The organism is Collinsella sp. AM43-1 (genome assembly GCF_003467925.1).
Taxonomy (GTDB): Bacteria; Actinomycetota; Coriobacteriia; order Coriobacteriales; family Coriobacteriaceae; genus Collinsella.
Genome location: NZ_QSFR01000007.1, coordinates 14,850 through 34,467 on the forward strand (window position 1 = coordinate 14,850; position 19,618 = coordinate 34,467).

The 19,618-nt window shown below is 60.6% G+C and carries 18 protein-coding genes; 13 read left to right on the plus strand and 5 right to left on the minus strand.

Annotated elements, in window-relative coordinates; genetic code table 11:
* The first annotated feature begins 34 nt into the window (after window positions 1–34).
* The 4 genes from DW925_RS04410 to DW925_RS04425 all read left to right on the plus strand — a co-directional run bounded on the left by DW925_RS04410 (window position 35) and on the right by DW925_RS04425 (window position 3,132).
* The gene (locus DW925_RS04410; protein ID WP_117790458.1) at window positions 35–865 is read left to right on the plus strand and encodes a transketolase; all 831 of its coding nucleotides are present in this window, start codon (window positions 35–37) and stop codon (window positions 863–865) included.
* Window positions 865–1,803 carry a transketolase family protein gene (locus tag DW925_RS04415; protein WP_117790459.1) on the plus strand — a complete coding sequence of 313 codons (939 nt, stop codon included), beginning with the start codon at window positions 865–867 and terminating at the stop codon, window positions 1,801–1,803. The genes DW925_RS04410 and DW925_RS04415 overlap by 1 nt, the downstream gene beginning before the upstream one ends.
* A gap of 12 nt (window positions 1,804–1,815) precedes the next feature.
* Window positions 1,816–2,268 carry a PTS sugar transporter subunit IIA gene (locus DW925_RS04420; RefSeq protein WP_117790460.1) on the plus strand — a complete coding sequence of 151 codons (453 nt, stop codon included), beginning with the start codon at window positions 1,816–1,818 and terminating at the stop codon, window positions 2,266–2,268.
* Between the two features lie 213 nt (window positions 2,269–2,481).
* Window positions 2,482–3,132 carry an HAD family phosphatase gene (locus tag DW925_RS04425; protein ID WP_117790461.1) on the plus strand — a complete coding sequence of 217 codons (651 nt, stop codon included), beginning with the start codon at window positions 2,482–2,484 and terminating at the stop codon, window positions 3,130–3,132.
* A 596-nt stretch (window positions 3,133–3,728) separates the two neighbouring features.
* Here DW925_RS04425 and DW925_RS04430 read toward each other — a convergent pair.
* Window positions 3,729–4,607 (minus strand): ATP-dependent sacrificial sulfur transferase LarE, encoded by an 879-nt coding sequence (locus DW925_RS04430; RefSeq protein WP_117790462.1) that lies wholly within the window; start codon window positions 4,605–4,607, stop codon window positions 3,729–3,731.
* Between the two features lie 173 nt (window positions 4,608–4,780).
* On the opposite strand from DW925_RS04430, the gene DW925_RS04435 reads away from it, so the two are divergent.
* The gene (locus DW925_RS04435; RefSeq protein WP_117790463.1) at window positions 4,781–5,431 is read left to right on the plus strand and encodes an HAD family phosphatase; all 651 of its coding nucleotides are present in this window, start codon (window positions 4,781–4,783) and stop codon (window positions 5,429–5,431) included.
* A gap of 113 nt (window positions 5,432–5,544) precedes the next feature.
* Here DW925_RS04435 and DW925_RS04440 read toward each other — a convergent pair whose 3' ends face one another.
* Window positions 5,545–6,657 (minus strand): LacI family DNA-binding transcriptional regulator, encoded by a 1,113-nt coding sequence (locus DW925_RS04440; RefSeq protein ID WP_233540228.1) that lies wholly within the window; start codon window positions 6,655–6,657, stop codon window positions 5,545–5,547.
* 312 nt (window positions 6,658–6,969) lie between these two features.
* Here DW925_RS04440 and glmS point away from each other — a divergent pair, with 312 nt between their 5' ends.
* Entirely contained in the window at window positions 6,970–8,817 is a 1,848-nt protein-coding gene (gene glmS / locus DW925_RS04445; RefSeq protein WP_117790465.1) for a glutamine--fructose-6-phosphate transaminase (isomerizing), read from the plus strand.
* Window positions 8,818–8,933: 116 nt separating this feature from the next.
* Here the strand turns inward: glmS and DW925_RS04450 are convergent, their stop codons facing one another.
* Window positions 8,934–9,635: a GntR family transcriptional regulator gene (locus tag DW925_RS04450; protein ID WP_233540229.1), complete on the minus strand. Its 702-nt coding sequence runs from the start codon at window positions 9,633–9,635 to the stop codon at window positions 8,934–8,936.
* A gap of 193 nt (window positions 9,636–9,828) precedes the next feature.
* Between DW925_RS04450 and DW925_RS04455 the strand changes: the two genes are divergently transcribed.
* The 3 genes from DW925_RS04455 to DW925_RS04465 all read left to right on the plus strand — a co-directional run bounded on the left by DW925_RS04455 (window position 9,829) and on the right by DW925_RS04465 (window position 13,007).
* Window positions 9,829–10,863 carry a YeiH family protein gene (locus DW925_RS04455; RefSeq protein WP_117790467.1) on the plus strand — a complete coding sequence of 345 codons (1,035 nt, stop codon included), beginning with the start codon at window positions 9,829–9,831 and terminating at the stop codon, window positions 10,861–10,863.
* Window positions 10,864–11,129: 266 nt separating this feature from the next.
* Window positions 11,130–12,347 (plus strand): helix-turn-helix domain-containing protein, encoded by a 1,218-nt coding sequence (locus tag DW925_RS04460; protein WP_117790468.1) that lies wholly within the window; start codon window positions 11,130–11,132, stop codon window positions 12,345–12,347.
* A gap of 234 nt (window positions 12,348–12,581) precedes the next feature.
* Window positions 12,582–13,007 (plus strand): hypothetical protein, encoded by a 426-nt coding sequence (locus DW925_RS04465; protein ID WP_147349512.1) that lies wholly within the window; start codon window positions 12,582–12,584, stop codon window positions 13,005–13,007.
* Between the two features lie 63 nt (window positions 13,008–13,070).
* Here the strand turns inward: DW925_RS04465 and DW925_RS04470 are convergent, their stop codons facing one another.
* Window positions 13,071–13,592 (minus strand): nitroreductase, encoded by a 522-nt coding sequence (locus DW925_RS04470; protein ID WP_117779431.1) that lies wholly within the window; start codon window positions 13,590–13,592, stop codon window positions 13,071–13,073.
* 294 nt (window positions 13,593–13,886) lie between these two features.
* On the opposite strand from DW925_RS04470, the gene DW925_RS04475 reads away from it, so the two are divergent.
* The 4 genes from DW925_RS04475 (at window position 13,887) to DW925_RS04490 (ending at window position 18,579) form a co-directional block, all read left to right on the plus strand.
* Window positions 13,887–14,177: a CDP-alcohol phosphatidyltransferase gene (locus tag DW925_RS04475; protein ID WP_118260475.1), complete on the plus strand. Its 291-nt coding sequence runs from the start codon at window positions 13,887–13,889 to the stop codon at window positions 14,175–14,177.
* Window positions 14,178–14,358: 181 nt separating this feature from the next.
* Window positions 14,359–14,859, plus strand: a complete 501-nt coding sequence (locus DW925_RS04480) for a MarR family winged helix-turn-helix transcriptional regulator (protein WP_117790469.1) — start codon at window positions 14,359–14,361, stop codon at window positions 14,857–14,859.
* Window positions 14,859–16,583, plus strand: a complete 1,725-nt coding sequence (locus DW925_RS04485) for an ABC transporter ATP-binding protein (protein WP_117790470.1) — start codon at window positions 14,859–14,861, stop codon at window positions 16,581–16,583. Before DW925_RS04480 ends, DW925_RS04485 begins: the two co-directional genes overlap by 1 nt.
* A gap of 1 nt (window position 16,584) precedes the next feature.
* A complete protein-coding gene (locus DW925_RS04490; protein ID WP_117790471.1) occupies window positions 16,585–18,579 on the plus strand; it encodes an ABC transporter ATP-binding protein in 1,995 nt (664 codons plus the stop codon).
* Between the two features lie 111 nt (window positions 18,580–18,690).
* Here DW925_RS04490 and cysE read toward each other — a convergent pair whose 3' ends face one another.
* On the minus strand, window positions 18,691–19,395 hold the full coding sequence (gene cysE / locus DW925_RS04495; RefSeq protein WP_089573511.1) for a serine O-acetyltransferase: 705 nt from the start codon (window positions 19,393–19,395) through the stop codon (window positions 18,691–18,693).
* Window positions 19,396–19,618: the final 223 nt, after the last annotated feature.

The window sequence follows — 19,618 nt, forward strand, 5'->3', positions numbered from 1 at the left end:
CGGTGCCGGGGTTGTTCTCAAGAGAGGAATTCGTATGACCAACCAGGAGCTGGCGAAGGTCGCCAATGAGGTCAGGAAGGGTGTCGTGACTGCGGTGCACGCGGCCAAGTCGGGACATCCGGGTGGATCGCTCGGTGCTGCCGACATCATGACGTATCTGTACTTTGAGGAAATGAATATCGATCCTGCCGACCCTCACAAGGCCGATCGAGACCGCTTTGTGCTCTCCAAGGGTCACGCGGCGCCGGGCCTGTATTCGGTGTTGGCAAATCGCGGCTATTTTCCCGTCGAAGAGCTCGAGACGCTCCGCCATATTGGCAGCCGACTGCAGGGCCATCCCAACATGAACGACACCCCGGGTGTTGATATGTCCACCGGATCGCTCGGTCAGGGTATCTCCGCCGCGGTTGGAATGGCACTCGCCGCAAAGCACTGGGGTGACAGCTACCGCGTCTACACGCTGTTGGGCGACGGTGAGTGCGAGGAAGGCCAGGTGTGGGAGGCGGCAATGTTCGCCGGCAACCACGACCTGGATAACCTTGTCGCTATCGTCGATCACAATGGCCTGCAAATTGACGGCAGTATCGACGAAGTTAACTCGGCTATGCCGCTTGCCGACAAGTTCCGCGCCTTTAAGTGGCATGTGATCGAGCTAGCCGATGGCAATGACATGGCGCAGATTGAGGCGGCTTTCGCCGAGGCTCGCGAGGTGACCGGCGCGCCCGTCGCTATCATCGCCGAGACGGTGAAGGGCAAGGGCGTCTCCTTTATGGAAAACCAGGTGGGCTGGCACGGCAAGGCACCCAACGATGAACAGTTTGAGCAGGCCATGGCCGAGCTCGCAGCAGCAGGGGAGGAGCTCTAATGGCAGACGTCAAGAAAGTCGCCACGCGCGTTAGCTATGGCGAGGCACTTGTCGAGCTGGGCAATGAGCACGATGACTTTGTGGTTCTCGATGCCGACCTGGCCGCCGCCACGCAGACCGGTAAGTTTAAGGCTGCGCACCCTGAGCGCTTCTACGATGCCGGCATTGCCGAGAGCAACTTGATGGGGCTTGCCGCCGGCATTGCGACCACGGGTCGCGTCGCCTTTGCGAGCACCTTTGCCATGTTCGCCGCCGGTCGCGCGTATGAGCAAGTGCGTAACTCCATCGGCTATCCGCACCTCAACGTCAAAATTGGCGCTACGCATGCGGGCATCTCGGTCGGTGAAGACGGCGCTACGCATCAGTGCTGCGAGGATATCGCGCTCATGCGCACGATTCCGGGCATGACGGTGATCGTCCCCGCCGATGACATCGAGGCTCGCGCTTGCGTGCGCGCCGCCTATGAGTTTGAGGGACCGGTCTACATGCGCTTCGGCCGCCTGGCAACACCGGTTATCAACGACCGCGAGGACTATGAGTTCAAGATTGGTCGCGGCGTGGTCGTGCGCGAGGGGTCCGATGTGACCATCGTCGCTTGTGGCCTCATGGTCGCCGAGGCGCTTGAGGCTGCCGAGGCGCTCGCTGCCGATGGTATCGACGCCGAGGTCATCAACATGCATACGATCAAACCGCTCGATGAGCGCCTGGTGGTTGCCAGCGCCAAGAAGACTGGTCGCGTGGTCACCGCCGAGGAGCATTCGATTATCGGCGGTCTTGGCGAGGCCGTGGCCTCGGTGCTCGCGGAACAGCATCCGGTGCCGATGCGACGCGTCGGCGTGCGCGATGTATATGGCGAGTCCGGCCCTGCGGTCGATTTGCTGCACAAGTACGGTTTGGACGCCGACGGCATCGAAGCCGCGGTCAGGTCCGTGTTGTAAGGAAGGTTTTCCATGGGGTTTGTATCTGCCAACCAAGTGACGATTGGCTACGCCGCCGCCTCGCGCGAGGACGCGCTGCATTATCTGTCCGAGCAGGCTGTTGAGCTTGGTTTTGCCGATGACGCATCTGCTGTAGAGGCGGCTTTTATTGCTCGCGAAAATGAGGCCGAGACTGGCCTCGTCGCCGGTTTTGCCGTTCCGCATGCCAAGAGCGATGCGATCCATACGCCGGGCGTGGCCGTGCTCAAGCTGTCCGAGCCTGTTGAGTGGCCGAGCTTTGATGGCGTGCCCGTCGATGTGGCACTCGCGCTGTACGTGCCCGCCGGCGAAGCGGGAACCACGCACCTGCGTCTGCTCTCCAAGGCTGCCGTGATGCTGATGGATGCCGGCTTCCGTGACAAGGTGCGCACGAGCGCCGATCCCGCCGAGATCGCGGAGCTTATTAACGCCGGGCTCGAGGGCTAGGTGCAACCAGCCCGCTCAATCTATTGATCCTTCTCCAAGGAGCAGGGCCGCGACGCTATAGGCGTCGCGGCCCTGTTTGCGTTTTTCCAGATAAAACCTGCCAAAATAAACCTGTCCCTTTTCAGCGGCTTGGCGCGATATGATATATACGTTATATACAAGTTACAAAGTGGGGTGGGGTTGCGGTAACGCAAGCCGGCGAAGGGGGCCGATATGATCAAGGCTGTCATTTTTGACATGGACGGAACGCTGGTCGATACCGAGCGTTTGGACATGAGGGCATGGAAGGTGGGCGCTGCCGAGCTGGGGGTTGCGATTGATGATGCGCTGGTCCACCAGTTTATCGGTCGCTCGATGCCTGATGTCAGGGACATCCTTGAGGAGCATTACGGCAGCCGCGAAATCGTCGAGACGGTCGAAGCCCACTACAGGGATGCTCTCGACGAGATGGTCAAGACCGATCTGGAGCTTAAGGCCGGCGCCGCCGAGTGCCTGGACGAGCTGCTGGCTGCGGGCTATCACGTGGGTCTTGCGACGTCGTCGCGCCGCGTTGCGGCCGAGCGCAACCTTAAGACGGTCGGCCTCTTTGATAGGTTTGAGACGGTGACCTGCAACGAGGATACCCTGAACGGCAAGCCCGATCCCGAGATCTACCTGCTCGCCTGCGAGCGCGCGGGCTTTGCTCCCGAGGAATGTGCGGTGGTCGAGGACTCACGCAATGGCTGCGTCTCAGGCATCACGGCCGGCTGCCATGTCTTTGCCGTTCCCGACATCGTGCCGCTTCCGCAGGACGTGGCGGAGGGCTGCGAGGCCGTGCTCGACACGCTGTTCGACCTAACGGCGGCTCTCGAAGCCGTGCGCTAAGGGTATGCGCCGAGACTGTAGCCGTCGGCTGCGGTGTTCCACTCTCCGGCGTCGACTATTCCACCGCAACTTAGGGTACGGTTGGGATGTATGCGCTTTAAAGAGCAGGGCCCATGGTTAGAGAGATTACACTCGTCTCTCTAAACGTCTCTCTAAAGATAAAGTCGGTTAGAGAGACAGTCTTAGGTAATCTAGCAGCGAATTCGATATATCTCTCTAAAGGTCTCTCTAAAACAAAGTGCTTATCTCTCTAAAGTTAGAGAGATAAATCTATTGGTTTAGAGAGATGGAATGCCAATGCTGCCGGATAAAGGACTCATTGAAGTAATGGGTTCATCGACGAGCTGTAACCGCCGCTATCGGAAAAAGTAGGTGCGGCCGAGACGCCTCTCCAGTGCCTCTCGAAGTTAGAGGGGTGCTAGAGAGGCAGTTGTCTTGTGACATTTCCCCAGATAAAACCTGCCAAAATAAACCTGTCCCTTTTTGGCAGGTCTGCGGGTCAATGCCCGCCAAACGAAGTTGCGGTGGAATAGTTCCTGCTTGGGCCCGATAGGTCGCAAAACAGGGACTATTCCACCGCAACTTATCGGGATGCGCTACTGGTTCATGTTGCCGTGGATGTAAGGAGTGACCTCGGGGGAGATGTGACCGCAGCCCAGCTCGTGTAGCGCGGACTCGATGGCGGCGGGAAGCGGGGCCTTGCCCTCGTCGTTGACCGCGGTGCTGCCGAGGGCGGCGATCTTGGCGACGTCTGCCGGCGCGGCCTCGATATGCATGCAGCCGCCGACGAGGCGTGCGCGGACCTGGTCCAGGCCAAGGTCGTGCAGGTAGTCCTCACAGGTGCGGATTACATCGACCTTCTCGCGCGTGAGCTCCTCGCCCGTGGGGACTCGCGTGGCCAGGCAGGCTCCTGCCGGCAGGTTCCAGACGGGGTATCCCCAGGCGCGTAGCAGCTCGCGCTCCTCGTCCTTGGTAAAGCCGACCTCCATAAGCGGCGAGCGCACGCCGAGCTCCTGGGCGGCGCGCATGCCGGGGCGGTAGTCGCCGCGGTCGCTTGCGTTGCTGCCGTCGATGACGGTGGGAAAGCCCAGCGACTTGGCGTGGTTGACGATGGCGGTAAAGCCGGCGCGCTTGCAGTGGTAGCAGCGGTCGGCGTCGTTGCAGGCTACCTGGGGGAGCTGCAGCTGATCGACCGAGAGGTTGAGCACGGGGAGCTTAAAATGCGGCCCCTCATCGGCCTGCCCGTCAACCGCCCGCTCAAACGAAGCCTGCTCGGGCGTGCCGATGAGCGGCGTGGTGAGGTGAACAAGAAGCGTGCTGGCGGGCATGATGCGGGCGCAGACCGCGGCCAAAAAGCTGCTGTCGACGCCACCGGAAAAGCCGATGGCGACGCGTCCGTATGCTAAAAGCAGCTGCTCGAGCGCTGCGAGTTTGTCCTGAAGCCCCTCTGCGGGCGCGGTGGTGTCTGAAAGCATGAATTGATCCTTACCAATATGTACTCGGTCGAAAACTATAATCCTACTGGACTGCTTGTCATAAGACTTCTATCTATGTAACGGAAGTGCAATATGCTATATACGTTATATACAAGTTTACAGGTGCGGTAAAGTTGCGGGAGTACAGCAGCGCGAAGCGATGGGGGACCGATATGATCAAGGCCGTTATTTTTGACATGGACGGAACGCTGGTCGATACCGAGCGTTTGGGTATCAAGGCGTGGAAGGCGGGCGCGGCCGAGCTGGGATTCGCGATTGATGATGCGCTGATCCATCAGTTTATCGGTCGCACGCTGCCCGATGTCATGGAGATCCTTGATGAGCATTACGGCAGCTGCGAAACCGCTGAGGCAATCTATCGTCGCCATAGGGAGATTCGCGACGAGATGGTCAAGACCGATCTGGAGCTTAAGGACGGTGCCGCCGAGTGCCTCGACGAGCTGCTGGCTGCGGGCTATCACGTGGGCCTTGCGACGTCGTCGCGCCACGTTACCGCCGAGCGCAACCTTAAGACGGTTGGCCTCTTTGACAAGTTTGAGACGGTGACCTGCGGCGAGGACGTCGTGCACGGCAAGCCCGACCCCGAGATGTACCTGCTCGCCTGCGAGCGCGCGGGCTTTGCCCCCGAGGAATGTGCCGTGGTCGAGGATTCCCGCAACGGCTGCGTCTCGGGCATCACGGCCGGCTGCCACGTCTTTGCCGTTCCCGATATCGTGCCGCTGCCGCAGGACGTGGTGGATGGCTGCGAGGCTGTGCTCGATACGCTGTTCGATCTGACGGTGGCGGTCAAGGCCATGCGCTAGACAATTGCGGTGTTGAAACGAGCAATTACCCACGTTTGCGCTTAAGCAAAAGGGGCCCGGCAATGGTCGGGCCCCTTTTGCTTAAGCGGCGACTTAGCATACTTGCGGGCGTGCTATAGATACGCGCCGAGGTTGATGGCCGTGGCGTCGGTCTGGGTGCTTGCCTGGGTGCTGGCGCGCTCCAGTAGGAACGGACGTACCAGTTCTTGGCGGTTGATATTCTCGGCGGCGGTGACTGCGGTGACGGTGCGCGCTGCAGAGCCGACGCGGATATGCTTGGTCTTTGCCGGGGCCTTGTTCTCGATTTGCTCCATCAGCAGTTGGACACCCTTGCGGCCAATCTCGTAGCCCGGGGGCGCTACCGTAGTGAGCGGGACCGATCCGCTCCAAGCGAGCGGGTTACCATCGCAGCCTGCTACGCGTACTTGCCCGGGGACAGAGATGCCCTTGTCGACCAGTGCCGAAACGACGCCCGAGGCCAGCACGTCGGTTAGACCGACGACAAAATCGGGGCGTTCGTCGGCGGGACGCTCGGCGATTTGGTTGCCGATACCATAGCCGTCGGCCGCCGTGTTCCACTCGCCGGCGTCAATGACTTCGATCTTGATGTCGGGATGTAGGGCGAGCGCCTTGTGAATGCCAAGGACGCGCAGGGTGAGTTGCATAAATGCTGCTCGGCCGACGACGACAATATGGCGCGCGCCACGGGCGATAGCGAGTTCGGCAATGATGCGACCCTGGGCCTCGTTGTCGGCCGCTACGTAGTAGCCGGGCTCGGAGCAATGGATGTCCAGATGGACGATCGGCACGGGCATCTTGGTCATGGCGGGGTGCCAGTCGGGGGATGCCATGGGCTGAACCATGACGCCGGACATCTGGGTGCCCATAAAATAGCGCAGGTAATGGTCCTGGAGAATATCGTCATTATCGGCGTTGGCGATGAGCAGGTCGTAGCCGTGCTTGCGGGCCTCGTTGTGGGCGCCGCTGGCGATTTGGAGCGAAAAGCCATGATCGAGACGGGGGAGCACCAGGCCAAAGGACTTGGTGGCACCGCCCGCGAGCTGACGAGCGCTTTGGTTGGGCAGGTAGCCCAGTCGATTGATGGTTTCGTTAATGAGCTTGAGGGTCTCGGGACGCAACTTTTCGGGATGGTTGAGCGCGTTGGAAACCGTGCCCAACGAAACCCCGGCTTCGCGCGCGACGTCGCTGATTTTAACCTTTGCCATAGCGGCCCCTTTGATGCGTTTCAAGTACAAGCCAGATTGTAGCATCCTAAACCAACCAAAAAGTGACAGGTTTATTTTGGCAGGTTTTATCTGGGGAAACGCCGTTGCCAGCGCGACCACCACAAAGGTGCCTGTCCCCATTGTGGCGGTTTGGACCGGCTGGGCATGTGTGTATCGGGTGGTATCTAAGTTGAGATACCACATCTGGTATATCAGCTTGCGCCTGCGTGAGTACAATACTCGAACGTTATGCGTCTCAGCGCCCCTTGTGCGTGGACGTCTTGCAGTCACGCGAACGAAGGGATTTATCCTATGTGCGGAATCGTCGGCTACACCGGCTCTGATATTGCAAAGAACATCCTGGTCACGGGCCTCAAGCGCATGGAGTATCGCGGCTATGACTCCTCGGGCGTCGCGCTCGAGGTGGGCGAGGGCGCCGCGGCGCACCTCGACGTCATCCGCCGCGTGGGCAAGGTCGCGGGCTTGGAGAGCGAGCTTTCCAACATTGACAGCGACGCTACCTGCGGTATCGGCCACACCCGTTGGGCCACCCACGGCAGGCCCTCCGTCGTTAACGCTCACCCCCACACCAGCTGCGACGGTCGTATCGCCATCGTCCACAACGGCATCATCGAGAACTTCGCCGAGCTGCGCGAAGAGCTGGAGGGCCGCGGCCATCACTTTAAGAGCGAGACCGATACCGAGGTCTTCGCGCATCTGATCGAAGAGGCTTATGCCGAGACGCACGACCTGATGGCCTCTGTGCGCGAGGCGTGCACCCACGTGGTCGGTGCCTATGGTCTGGCCGCCGTGTGCGCTGACGAGCCCGGCGTGATCGCCGTGGCCCGCAAGGATTCCCCGATCGTGGTCGGCGCGGGCGAGACCGGCGCCTATGTCGCCTCCGATGTCATCGCGCTCATCGACGCCACCCGCGATGTCGTGGTGCTCGAGGACGGTCAGTTTGCCAAGCTCACGCCCGCAGGCGTCGAGTACACCGACGAGGCTGGCAACGTTATCGAGCCCAAGGTCACCCACATCGACTGGGACCTGGACATGGCAGAAAAGGGCGGTTATCCCGACTTTATGCTCAAGGAAATCCACGAGCAGCCGCGCGTCGTGCGCGACACGCTGGTCGGTCGTATGACGCCGGCCGGCGAGCTTGACATCGACGAACTGGGCCTTTCGCTCGAGGAACTCAACGACATCGACCGCGTCTACGTGATCGCTTGCGGCACCAGCTATCACGCCGGTCTCATTGCCAAGAATCTCATCGAGGGCTGGGCTCGCATCCCCACCGAGGTTGAGGCGGCCAGCGAGTTCCGCTATCGCAATCCCATCATTACGCCGACGACGCTTGTCGTTGCCGTGTCCCAGTCGGGCGAGACGGCCGATACCCTTGCCGCCATTCGCGACGCGCGCATCAAGGGTGCCAAGGTCTTCGGCATCACCAACGTGGTGGGCAGCCCCGTGGCGCGTGAGAGCGACGGCGTCATCTACACTAAGGCCAACAAGGAGATCGCGGTCGCCTCGACCAAGAGCTTCATCGGCCAGGTCGTGAGCCTTACGCTTTTGGCTCTGCTGCTAGCGCAGGTCAAGTACCGCCTGACCACCAAGCAGGCGCGCATGCTGTTCCGCGAGCTTTCCGATACGGCCGAGCAGATCCAGTGGATTTTGGATACCCAGACCGAGGCCGTGCATGAGGCCGCCCTGCTGTGCAAGGACGCGCAGTCCGCACTGTTCGTGGGTCGCGGCATGGGTGCCGCTATTTCCTACGAGGGCGCGCTTAAGCTCAAAGAGGTCAGCTACCTGCACGCCGAGGCCTACGCCGCCGGCGAGATGAAGCACGGCCCCATCGCCCTGATCGACCCGGGCTTCCCCGTCATCGCCGTGGCCACCAAGAGCGCCACCTACGACAAGACCGTGTCGAACCTTATGGAGTGCAAGGCACGCGGCGCCAAGGTCATCGTCGTTGCCACCGAGGGCGACGAGGAGATCAACAAGATCGCCGACTGTATTATCCGCGTGCCAACAGTCCGCGACGTGTTCAGCCCCATCACGGCGAGCGTCCCGCTGCAGCTGCTCGCCCGCGAGGTCGCCATCCTGCGCGGCTGCGACGTCGACCAGCCTCGAAACCTCGCCAAGAGCGTGACCGTGGAATAACTAATATTCCGCCGTCCTAACGACCAAGGCCCGGCTCCTGATCAAGACGGAGCCGGGCCTTTTCTGCATTTGCCCAGATAAAACCTGCCAAAATAAACCTGTCCCTTTTTGGCAGGTTAGCGGAGCTTGCTGGTCTCGAAGTACTCGGGGAACTGGTCCAGAACTTCGGTTTGGTTGCGGAACATCATATGCAGGTGCTTGCTGACCAAAAAGCTCGCTTCGATGGGGTCGCGACCGGCGATAGCGCGGCGAATCTGCTTGTGCTCGTTCACGATGTCCTGATTGTCGAGAACCTGCGTGGCGGCGCGCAGCCAGCGGAAGCGCTCCAGGTCGGCATTGGTCTCTTCGAGCCACGACCACACGGTGCTGCGACATGCGATGCTAAAAATCATGTGATGCATGAGGTTGTCGCTCAAAAAGAAGCCGATGCGATCCTCTTCGGCCATGGCCTTTTCCTGCAGCACGATGGCGCGGTCGAGCTGCTCGATGCCGGTCGACGTGGCGCGCGCACAGCACTCCACAATCACCTGCTTTTCCAGATGCTCGCGGATGTAACAGGCACTCTCGGCAAGGGTGAGGTTGATGGGTGAGACGTAGGTGCCGCTCTGGGGCACGGTGCGCACCAGGCCTTCCTGCGCCAAGCGAACCAAAGCCTCGCGCACGGGCGTGCGACCCATATCCAGGTCGTCGCAAAGTTGCTTGACGCCCAGCTTTTCGCCCGGCTTGTAGTCCAGGTAGACGATTTTGCGTCGAATGGTGTGGTAGGACTGGTCCTGTAGGCTCGTTTCCTGCTCGCCGACGTGCATCGATTCTTCCATAGCGCCTCGCAACTGTTCTATCAAACTCATATGTCAGTTGTTAATTATGCCGCGAATCAGCTTTCCGCGGTGGGTAATTCGGCTGTTGCCCAAGAACTATTGCGGCATCTTAGTCTTTGTTTACGCAAGGCTGCGCTCAATGTTGCCGTATCATAAGCCGTCGCAAACGTGAAAGAGAAAGAAGGAATCCCATATGCAACTGGCGAATATCGTACGCGAGCGCTGGAAGGGCGTCTTGTTCTGCCTGATCATCGCTATCCCCGCAACGCTGCTCGGCAAACAGATTGAGGTGGTCGGTGGGCCGGTATTCGCCATCCTCTTCGGCATGGTTCTGGCAATCGTCTTTCCCAAGAATCATCGCGAACAGCTCGCCGCCGGTGTCACCTATACGTCTAAAAAAGTCTTGCAGTACGCGGTTATCCTGCTTGGCTTTGGCATGAACCTCTCCCAGATTCTGTCCAAGGGCGCCCAGTCGTTGCCGATTATCGTGGCGACGATCTCGACCTCGCTTGTCATCGCCTTTGTGCTCTGCCGCGTTATGAACGTGCCGAGCAAGATCGCGACGCTTGTGGGTGTGGGTTCGTCGATTTGCGGCGGTTCTGCCATCGCCGCGACCGCGCCCGTCATCGATGCCGACGATCGCGAGATTGCCCAGGCTATTTCGGTCATCTTCCTGTTTAACGTTATCGCGGCGCTCGTGTTTCCAACGCTCGGCGGTATGCTCGGGCTGACCAACGAGGGCTTTGGCCTGTTTGCCGGCACCGCCATCAACGACACCTCGTCCGTAACGGCTGCGGCGAGCGCTTGGGACAGCATGCATCCCGGCGCCAATGTGCTCGAGAGCGCCACGGTGGTCAAGCTCACCAGGACACTGGCCATTATTCCCATCACGTTGGTCCTCGCATGCTGGCAGATGCATCTGGCGCGCAAGGCCGGCGGCGACGCCAAAAGCACGTTCTCGCTTAAACGCGCGTTTCCCATGTTTGTGCTGTTCTTTGTGCTGGCGAGCGTAATCACCACGGTGCTTCAGCTTCCCGTGTCCATCACGGCGCCCATCAAGGAGCTGTCGAAGTTCTTTATCGTGATGGCCATGGCGGCTATTGGCTTTAATACCGATATCGTCGAGCTGGTCAAAAAGGGCGGCAAGCCCATCGCGCTGGGCTTTTGCTGCTGGATTGGCATTGCGTGCATGAGTTTGGGAATGCAGCACGTGCTGGGAATCTGGTAGAGGAGTAGCTTATTTGCGTGCTGGTTGCTGGTGAGCGCATGCCTGCGGTGGAGCGATAGGAGCTCTTGCGGGTATGGCTTGTCCGCAGGTTTATAAGTCCCGAAGAGCTCTTATCGCCCCGCCAGGATGGCGATGCGGGGCAACACCTATACTCGCAGGACGGCGCTTTCTGCCCTATAGTGTTTGGTGAGCAATATCGTTCAATTTTGAAACACTCGGTCGTGCGACCGTCGGCGGTTGCACGTCGCCGCGGACAGGGGCAAATCATGGATAGCGATGCCAAGCTGAACATCTTGACCGAGGCCCTGGCTGCTGCCGGGGCCTCGGCATTGGCAATCGATGCGCGTGGGGACGTCGCGATTTCGACCATGAATGACGCGGCGCTTGAGCGGGATGTGGCGGCTTTTGTCGCTGAGCGCCTCGACCGTATAGGAGACGGCGCGCGTCTGGTTATGGGGCGTGCGGGTACGCGCCTGAGCCTGACCGTTCGCCCCACCGACAAAGAAGGCGGGGGCCTTTGGGTCGTCGTGGTCCGCGAGGTACGCGGCGCCGCGGCACATGCGGGCATCGAGTGGCTCAACGCCGACGAAGTTGAGGCCCGCTACGAATCGAGCGCGTACGGCATCGTTGAGGGGGCGGCCTCGGTAGCTGCGCCGGTCGCCGAGAGTTACGCGCGCGGCGTGCCCCTTATGCTCGAGGGCGAGCTGGGAGCGGGTCAGGTCGAGATCGCCAAGCGCCTCTATCTGGACGGTCCTTTTGCCGATCAACCCTTTGTTGCCGTTGCGCTCGATGAGCTTACCGATCGCGGTTGGCGCCACGTGCTCAAAAGCGCCGAATCGCCGTTGTTCCAAACGGGGCTGACACTTTGCATTGAGGGCTGGAACACGGTTGGCCCCCAGCGTCTCCGCGAGCTCGTTTCCACGATGGCCGACACCGCGTTGGCGACGCGCTGCCATGTGGTGCTGACGGCGAATGACATGCCGGGCGGCAGCGAAAGTGATCAAGCTGCCTTTGTGACTGAGCGCTTCGCCTGTGCGGTGAGCGTGGCGCCGGCAATCGCCGAGCAGGGAGCCGCGTCGACGAAGGTTGCGCGCTATTTGGAATATCTCGCTGATGCATTTGGGACGGCAGCGCCCACGTTGTCTGCCGCGGCGGCAAAGACGCTCGATGTTTACCGCTGGCCGCGCAATTATCTGCAGCTCCGCGAGGTCTCGGAACGACTGTATATATTGGTGGGGGCGGGCACGGTGGACCGCGCTGTGGCGGAGGAAGTGCTCGCCCAAGAGGACGTGATTAAGACCGCAACCTTTGGCGCCCCGACACTCGAAAGCGACCTGTATATCCTGCGACCGCTGGCCGATACCGAGCGAGATATCGCGCATCTGGTTGTAGATCATCTCCACGGCAACCGGACCCGTGCGGCGGAGGTGCTGGGCGTAAGCCGAACAACGCTGTGGCGCTTGCTGAAGGACGATGACCGTTGAGCGAGGCGCCCGTGACCGCGCGCGACGCGTGTGCTACAGTCCAAAGCGTTATTGTTTCGATTTGGTTACGGCGTGCGGGGGCGTATGGCTGAGACTACAAAACCGAGCCGCAGAAGGCGGAGTGCCGCGCCGGTTAACCGACGCACAACATCGGTGACGTGGGGCAAACACGCCTCGGGGTTTGACGGCTCGTTCAAGCGCACTAAATACGGCTATCCTTCGACAGGTGCTCGCTTGGCAATGCAGGCAGAGTCCTCGCTGTGGGGCCGCAAACGCGTGGTGGGCTCAAAGCTCAAGCACGACGGCACGCTCGGCTACATCAGCCGCGGGGCGGCTCGCCGCAGTGGGCTCAATCCTGCTGGTTGGCATCGTTATGTGCCGATCGCGGTCGTCGTTGCAGTGATCGTCATCGCACTCGCTGCGCTTGGCTACGCCGGCGGTGGCGCCAACTTGGACGCGGTGTTTAAATCGCCCGAGCTCGCGCACGCAGGCACAGAAGTTGTCGAGGGCGCTCAGACCCAGACGGGCGTCGCGCCCCAGCGCGGCATGGTCGCGGCAGCCTCCACCATCGCCGACGCTCAAAAGGACGAGGGCGAACAGGGCGACGGCGCCGAAACGACCCACACGAACGAAACGACGACAACTCCATCGGCAAGATAAGTTGCGAGTGGGGTGGCTAAAATAGCCTCGTCCCAAATTAGCTACCCCTATGACGCTCTTGGGTTACCTTACGTAGACGACGTTGTCGCGGCGGGGTTTGGGCTCGGGTAGCGTGTCTTCGGCATAGCCCAGAATGCAGTGACCGACACCGCGCAGGCTGCCGTCGGCGGGCAGGCCCCAGCTTGCCAGCAGTTCCAATCCTTCGGGCGAGTCGAAGACCTCGTGTGCGCGATGAATCCAGCACGAATCAACGCCCAGCGCATAGGCAGCATTGAGCAGGTTGCCCATGGCGAGCGAACCGTCTTCCAGATGCGTTGGCACGCTGCGGTCAACCAGCACCACCACAACGGTCTTGGCGCCATAGAAGGGGTCACCGTTGCTGCCCATGACCTGGGCGTTGAGCTGTGAGAGACGCTCAACGGTTGCGGGGTCGGTGACGGCGACAAACGTCACCGGCTGGCGGCCCATGCCGCTCGGTGCATATTGGCCGGCTTCGATAATGCGTGCAAGCTTCTCGGCCTCGACGGGACGATCGCTGTATTTGCGGCAGCTGCGGCGGTGAATGAGCGCTTCGATGGTCTCCATGGTGTCTCCTTGTGGTGGCGTTGCAGATGCCACGTTCATACCCGTCGGGCTCAAACGATAGACGGTCAATTGCCCGGCCAAAAGGATAGATTCCAATTGGGAAAGTAGGTTTGCATAAAAGTACCTTCAGAATGTGACAAACCAATGGGATGGTTAAACGTTTTATCCCGTCTACCCTGCGGTTTTTTACCACTTGCCTAAATGACGAACGCATAACCTCTGATAAAGGTTTTACTAAAGGAGTACCAACGTTTATCAATGCGCCGTGGTGGCGCCGGGCCAGGAGGTAACATCATGTTCCAGGCTGGAGATGTCGTCGAGACCGATTTCGAAGGATTTCTGAAGCTGCTGCGTTCCAAGACGCGCGCTTTCGTGTCGATCAACGATCACGAGTACTACATCACGCACACCGATGGCTATTGGCGTGTTCAGGATTGCGAGGCCCTCAACGATAAGGGCCACTTTACTGACTGCTCCGAGCTGGTCAACACGGTCTGCGAGGTCGTCGAGCTGCCGTGGATCTGTGGCAAGAGCCTGCATGATAGCTTCTCGGGCGCTACGGTCTATGAGGCCGTCGCCGCTTAACAGGCAATAAAACCCGATTTTCACGTGACCGCTGGCGCCGCCCCCGCGCCGGCGGTCTTTTTCTGCCGATAGGCCATAAAAGTGCAAGTATTTGCGGAGAGCCTGTTGACGATAGTCAAAACTCGGACTAATCTAGAGATACAAAATTGGTCAAAAATCGGACAATCGAATGGTGGGATAGATGAATAGTGCGGTTACACTGGTCGATTTCGACCGGTTGCTCAATGGACTCGACCATATCTATTCGGAGTTCTCGCGCGCCTGCGGTCTTTCGGACTGCGCTTACTGGATGCTCGTCGATACCAGCACGGCGGGCGGCAGTGTTGCCGTAAGCCGTCTGACGAGCGAATGGTTCTATAGCAAGCAGACTATCAACTCGGCCATTAAAACCTTGACGGCGCGGGGCTTCGCAACGTTGGAGTTTGCCGAAGGCAGCCGTAAGAACAAGGTTGTGAGCCTGACCGAAGAGGGCAGGCAATTTGCCAAGCGTTATGCGCTGCCGGCACTCAGGGCCGAGCAGCGAGCCTTTGCCGCGCTTGAGCTGCGTGAGCAGCGCGAAATCATGCGCCTAATCGGAAAATTTTCCCATGCGCTCGGCGATGAGTGCGATGCCTTTAAGCAGCATATCGCTGCCGAGAGCCAGGCCGAGAATCAAGGTGAGGGGGAGTCGTGCGACTCTTAATGAGGTTTATGAAGCCGTATCGCAGGCTTGTCGCGGTGACGTTGTTGGTGCTGCTAATCGACAACGTCGGTACGCTGTTGGTTCCTACGATGCTGGCGAACATGGTCAACACCGGCATCACCACGGGCGATGTCGACTACATTTTGCGCAACGGCCTCTACATGCTTATCGCGACTGGCATGGCCAGCGGCGGCGCGGTGCTGGGCTGCTACCTTTCGGCCCGTCTGGCGGCCAATGTGGCCTGCGACATCCGCAACGCCGTCTACGATAAGTCGCTCGAGCTGTCCGCCAGCGACTTTGAGCGCTTTGGCACGGGCTCGATGATCACGCGCTCGCTCAACGACATCAACGTGATCCAGCAAGCGATCCTTCAGACCATTCAGCTGGTGCTGCCGGTACCGTTCTTGGCCGTGGCGGGCATCATCTTCGCCTGGTTTATCGATCCCGCCATGGGCACGCTTCTGGGCGTAGTCGTTGCGATTGTGCTGGTGGCGGCGGTCTTTACGGTTGCCAACGCGGCGCCGATTTTTATGCGCCTACAGGGCTTTATCGACCGCATGAACGTGGTGCTGCGCGAGAATATTGTGGGCGTGCGCGTCATCCGTGCGTTTAACAAGGAGCGCCACGAGGAACGGCGTCTGGACGAGGTGTTTAGCGAATACGCCGCCAACGCCATCAAAGTCAACCACCTGTTTGTGGGCCTCGACAGCTCAAGCTTCTTTTTGATGAACATCGCCGAGGTGGCGGTGCTGTGGGTGGGCGGCAACCGCGTAGGTGCCCACGCCATGCAGATTGCGAGTATCTCGGCGGTGCTGGAGTATGCAATTCTGATCCTGTTCTTTGTGATGATGGCGCAGATGGTGGTGCTGACGCTTCCGCGTGCTGCCGCGTGCCTGAACCGTGCGCAGCAGGTGTTGGAGATTGAGCCGAGCATCGTCGATGGCCAGCGTACGCTGGGTGACGGGGCGACTGCCTCCGAGGACGATGCGGATGCTGTTGCCGTGTTCGATCATATGTCGTTTCGCTTTGACGATGCCGACGAGGACACCCTGTGCGACCTGAGCTTTGCCTGTCGTCGCGGTCAGACGACCGCAATCGTCGGCTCGACGGGTTCGGGCAAGTCGACGGTGGCCAAGCTCTTGTTGCGTTTCCACGATGCCACGAAGGGCGCCATTCGCCTGAACGGCGTTGACCTGCGCGACCTTTCGCAAGGTGAGATTCGCGGGCATATCGCTTACGTGCCGCAGAAGGCGTGGCTGTTCTCGGGCACGGTGGCGAGCAACCTTCGCTTTGGTAACGAAGGCGCGACCGAGGGCGACATGCTTCACGCGCTTGAGGTTGCCCAGAGCACCTTTGTACTCGACCAACCGCAGGGGCTCGACACTCCGGTTGCCCAGGGCGGTACGAACTTTTCGGGCGGCCAGCGCCAGCGCCTGGCCATTGCTCGCGCGCTCATGAAGCGCGCCGACCTGTATATCTTCGACGATAGTTTTTCGGCCCTGGACTTTAAGACCGATGCGGCCCTGCGCCATGCGCTGCAGGACGAGACGCGCGACGCCGCGGTGCTCATCATCGCGCAGCGCATCTCGACGATTTTGCATGCCGACCAGATCGTTGTGCTCAAGGACGGCGAGGTCGTGGGCTTGGGCACGCATGGCGAGCTTATGGAAACCTGCGAGGTGTACCGCGCCATCGCGGAATCGCAAATGAAGGGAGGTGAGTAGCATGACCGGGGAGCTCAAGAAGCAGGGCGGCGTTGATGACGCCGCTGCCGCGGGACTGGTCGAGGAAACGGCTGCCGCGTCGACCGAGCTGGATGACGCCGCCAAGCGCGAGGCTCGTCGCCAGGCGCTGTACGAGGAAAACGAACGAGCCGAGGATGAGCGCGCCCGTGCCGAGGCGGAGCGCATGCGCGACGTTGACGACGAGGACGAGGACGAGACGCCTCGGGATACCTGGGCGACGGTGCGCCGCCTGTGGAGCGAGGCTGCCGGCGATCATTGGCGTTTCTATATCGTGTTCGCGAGCATCGTGTTCTACGTCATCTTTAACACCGCCGCGCCGGCATACAGCGCCCGCGTGATCGATGAGCTGTGGGGCCACATTCAGGTGGCGTTTGCCAACGGAACCACCTTCAACATCACTTGGGAGAACTGCGGCAAGACCATCTTCGTCTACTTTATGATCTGGACGGCCGCTGCCTCGTTCTATGCGCTCCAGAGTTTTTTGATGTCGAGTGTTGCTGAGCGCCTCAACCTGCGCCTGCGCAACCGCATCGCGCAAAAGCTCAGCCGTCTGCCGCTCGCTTACTTTGATGCGCATCGCCCCGGTGAGGTCGTCAGCCGCGCGACCAACGACCTGGACAAGATGTCTGAGAGCATGCAGCGCGGACTGCTGCAGTTGCTGGTGTCGATCGGTACCGTGGTGGGCGCCGTGAGCGTGATGTTCGTGTTTAGCGTGCCGCTCACGCTCATCTTTTTGTTCTTTACGGCGCTTTCGCTGCTGGTGACGAAGGTCGTGTCGCGCCGCACGCACGATGTGACGGGCGAGCGCCAGGAGTGGGTGTCCAAGATTACGAGCGCGGTCGAGGAAGGCTACTCGGGCCGTCTGGTGATCCGTGCGTTTAACCGCGAGCGCCAGAGCTCTGCCGAGGTACGCGAGGCTTCGAAGGAGCTGGCGCGCGTGAGCACCAAGGCCGACTTTATGATTAACGCCGTCGGCCCTGCGGTGCGCTTTATCGGCCGTTTGGCGCAGATCGTGATTGCGCTGGTGGGCTGCAGCATGCTGGTTGCCGGGCATATGACCGTCGGCGTGTTCCAGGCGTTCTTCCAGTTTATCTACGAGGCGTCCGAACCCATGACGCAGTTGTCGTTTACCTTTAACTCGCTGCAGAGCGCGCTGGCGAGCGCAGAGCGCGTGTTCGACCTGCTCGATGAGCCCGAGATGGAGGCCGATCCGCAGCCGGGCGAGGCTGCCAAGCTGCCGGGCAAGGTGGAGGGCCGCGTCGCTTTTGAGCACGTGCGCTTTGGCTATGCGCCCGACAAGCCGCTCATGCGCGACGTGTCGTTTGCCGCCGAGCCGGGTCAGAAGATCGCCGTGGTGGGAACCACGGGTGCGGGTAAGACCACGCTCATCAATCTGCTCATGCGCTTCTACGAGATCGACGGCGGCCGCATTACCCTCGACGGTGTGGACACGAGCCGCATGGACCGCGGCGAGCTGCGCCAGCAGTTTGGCATGGTGTTGCAGGACGCCTGGCTGTTCGATGGCACCATTGCCGAGAACATCGCCTATGGCTGTCCCGAGGCGACGCGCGAGGAGATTGTCGCGGCCGCACGTGCCGCTCAGGTCGACTTCTTTGTGCGCACTATGCCGCAGGGCTACGACACACGGGTGGCTAACGATGCCGAGAGCATCAGCCAGGGCCAACGTCAGCTGCTGACCATCGCGCGCGTGCTGCTCAACAACCCGGCGATCCTCATCCTGGACGAGGCGACATCGAGCGTGGACACGCGCACCGAGCTTGCCATCGGCCGCGCCATGGACGCGCTCATGCGCGGGCGCACGAGCTTTGTGATCGCGCACCGTCTGTCGACGATCGTCGATGCCGACCTCATCCTGGTCATGGATCACGGCAATATCATCGAGCAGGGTACGCACAAGGAGCTGCTGGCTGCCGAGGGCGCTTACGCCGACCTCTACCTAAGCCAGTTCGCATAAGGTGACAAAGGGGCAGTCCCGCATGTCGCATCGAAAAGAAGGCGCGCCGGGGGCGGATTCCCTGGCGCGCCTTTTGTGCTGGCGTTCATGCTGTGGCGGCTGCCCACGGCCCTAGCGCTCGTCCACGAGCTTGGCGACGAGGGCTTTGAGCTCGGCCACCTCTCGCTCGAGTTCCTTGACGCGACGGGCGTTTTCGTTGATGCCCTGGCGGTTGAGGGCGCTCTGCTCGGCGGCATCGTCGGGCATGTACTCGCGATGCTGCTTGGCGTCGAAGCTCTCCTCGAACACGCGGCAGCCGTTGCGCTTGATGATGCGCCCGGGCACGCCCACGACGGTGCAGTTGTCGGGCACGTCCTTGACGACGACCGAGTTGCCGCCGATCTTGACGTTGTCGCCAATGTGGATGTTGCCAAGCACCTTGGCGCCCGTGCCCACCGTGACATTGTTGCCCAGGGTGGGATGGCGTTTGCCGGTCTCGTTGCCGGTACCGCCGAGTGTGACGCCTTGGTAGAGCACGCAGTTGTCGCCCACAATGGTGGTCTCGCCGATGACAACGCCCATGGCGTGGTCGATAAAGAAATGTTTGCCGATCTGTGCAGCGGGATGAATCTCGACGCCGGTGATGTGGCGGGTGATTTGCGAGAGCACCCGGGCGAGCGAGCGATGGCCGTGCTCCCACAGCCAGTGCTCGGGCACGTGGTTCCACTTGGCGTGCAGGCCGGGGTACGAAAGAAAAATGACCAGACCGTTTTGCGCGGCGGGGTCCTGCGCTTGGACGGTCTTGATGTCCTCGCGAATGGTATTGATAAAGCTCACTGGCCGCCCTCCCTCAGCGCCGTGACAATGCGATTCAATAAAGTATAGCGATTCGCTAGGGATTAAGAAGGGCGATCTTGCTTTGCTTTGGGCGACAAGTGTCAGTTATGCAAACTTGCTGGTAATGGAGTCATGCTTTTGTGGGGTTGCGCACGAGGGGGCGCCGCAACCGTATACTGGTCAACTTGGACGTGTCCGCGCCCACAACTGAGAGGTTTAACTT

What these genes read in the sequence shown, in the direction of transcription:
- DW925_RS04410 (WP_117790458.1), top strand. Translation starts at nt 35, where the DNA reads ATGACCAACCAGGAGCTGGCGAAGGTCGCCAATGAGGTCAGGAAGGGT.
- DW925_RS04415 (WP_117790459.1), top strand. Translation starts at nt 865, where the DNA reads ATGGCAGACGTCAAGAAAGTCGCCACGCGCGTTAGCTATGGCGAGGCA.
- DW925_RS04420 (WP_117790460.1), top strand. Translation starts at nt 1,816, where the DNA reads ATGGGGTTTGTATCTGCCAACCAAGTGACGATTGGCTACGCCGCCGCC.
- DW925_RS04425 (WP_117790461.1), top strand. Translation starts at nt 2,482, where the DNA reads ATGATCAAGGCTGTCATTTTTGACATGGACGGAACGCTGGTCGATACC.
- DW925_RS04430 (WP_117790462.1), bottom strand. Translation starts at nt 4,607, where the DNA reads ATGCTTTCAGACACCACCGCGCCCGCAGAGGGGCTTCAGGACAAACTC.
- DW925_RS04435 (WP_117790463.1), top strand. Translation starts at nt 4,781, where the DNA reads ATGATCAAGGCCGTTATTTTTGACATGGACGGAACGCTGGTCGATACC.
- DW925_RS04440 (WP_233540228.1), bottom strand. Translation starts at nt 6,657, where the DNA reads ATGGCAAAGGTTAAAATCAGCGACGTCGCGCGCGAAGCCGGGGTTTCG.
- glmS (WP_117790465.1), top strand. Translation starts at nt 6,970, where the DNA reads ATGTGCGGAATCGTCGGCTACACCGGCTCTGATATTGCAAAGAACATC.
- DW925_RS04450 (WP_233540229.1), bottom strand. Translation starts at nt 9,635, where the DNA reads ATGGAAGAATCGATGCACGTCGGCGAGCAGGAAACGAGCCTACAGGAC.
- DW925_RS04455 (WP_117790467.1), top strand. Translation starts at nt 9,829, where the DNA reads ATGCAACTGGCGAATATCGTACGCGAGCGCTGGAAGGGCGTCTTGTTC.
- DW925_RS04460 (WP_117790468.1), top strand. Translation starts at nt 11,130, where the DNA reads ATGGATAGCGATGCCAAGCTGAACATCTTGACCGAGGCCCTGGCTGCT.
- DW925_RS04470 (WP_117779431.1), bottom strand. Translation starts at nt 13,592, where the DNA reads ATGGAGACCATCGAAGCGCTCATTCACCGCCGCAGCTGCCGCAAATAC.
- DW925_RS04475 (WP_118260475.1), top strand. Translation starts at nt 13,887, where the DNA reads ATGTTCCAGGCTGGAGATGTCGTCGAGACCGATTTCGAAGGATTTCTG.
- DW925_RS04480 (WP_117790469.1), top strand. Translation starts at nt 14,359, where the DNA reads ATGAATAGTGCGGTTACACTGGTCGATTTCGACCGGTTGCTCAATGGA.
- DW925_RS04485 (WP_117790470.1), top strand. Translation starts at nt 14,859, where the DNA reads ATGAGGTTTATGAAGCCGTATCGCAGGCTTGTCGCGGTGACGTTGTTG.
- DW925_RS04490 (WP_117790471.1), top strand. Translation starts at nt 16,585, where the DNA reads ATGACCGGGGAGCTCAAGAAGCAGGGCGGCGTTGATGACGCCGCTGCC.